The following is a 705-nucleotide window of genomic DNA, read 5'->3' as shown; positions in this document are numbered from 1 at the left end:
CTGGCCATTTCAAGCTGGAAATCCTTCCTCATGGCGCGCCAGGGTTGGGCGCGGCTGGAGGACCTCTTGGAAAAGGTTCCTGAATCCGCTCCTGTTATGCCAATGCCTGCACCTGAACGCGAACTGCGCCTCGAAGGCGTGACAATCGTTCCGCCCGGCGAAAGGAAGCCGACCGTGACCGGCCTTGCGTTTGCCATTCAGGCGGGAAGCGCACTCGGGATCATCGGTGCATCGGGCTCGGGCAAGTCGACACTCTCGCGCGCCATCGTCGGCGCATGGGCGCCGGTCGCCGGAAAGGTTCGCATCGACAGCGCAAGCCTTGATCAATGGGACCGGGAAGCACTAGGCCGTCATATCGGCTATCTGCCACAAGACGTTGAACTGTTCGACGGCACCATTGCCGAAAACATTGCTCGTTTTGAAGATAATCCTGACCCTGACGCTATTGTCGCCGCGGCGAAAGCAGCGGGCACGCACGAACTGATCCTCCGATTTGAGCACGGCTACGAAACTCCGATCGGTGAGGCCGGATCGGCACTTTCCGCCGGGCAGCGCCAGCGTATCGGTCTTGCCCGTGCTCTTTATCGAGACCCTTTCCTTGTTGTGCTGGATGAACCCAATGCCAATCTCGATGCGGAAGGCGAGGCTGCGGTCGTTAAGGCTATCGCCTCCGTGCGCGAGCGCAAGGGCATTGCGGTTGTCGTC

The 705-nt window shown here is 60.4% G+C and carries 1 protein-coding gene; it reads left to right on the top strand.

Annotated elements, in window-relative coordinates; genetic code table 11:
* The coding region (locus NKJ26_RS33465; protein ID WP_352700126.1) for an ATP-binding cassette domain-containing protein at window positions 1-705 on the top strand (705 nt) is incomplete at both ends.

The organism is Mesorhizobium sp. M0152, assembly GCF_040322415.1.
Classification (GTDB): Bacteria; Pseudomonadota; Alphaproteobacteria; order Rhizobiales; family Rhizobiaceae; genus Mesorhizobium.
The sequence above is the reverse complement of the archived record's forward strand: the minus strand, read 5'-3'. Positions and strand labels throughout refer to the sequence as shown.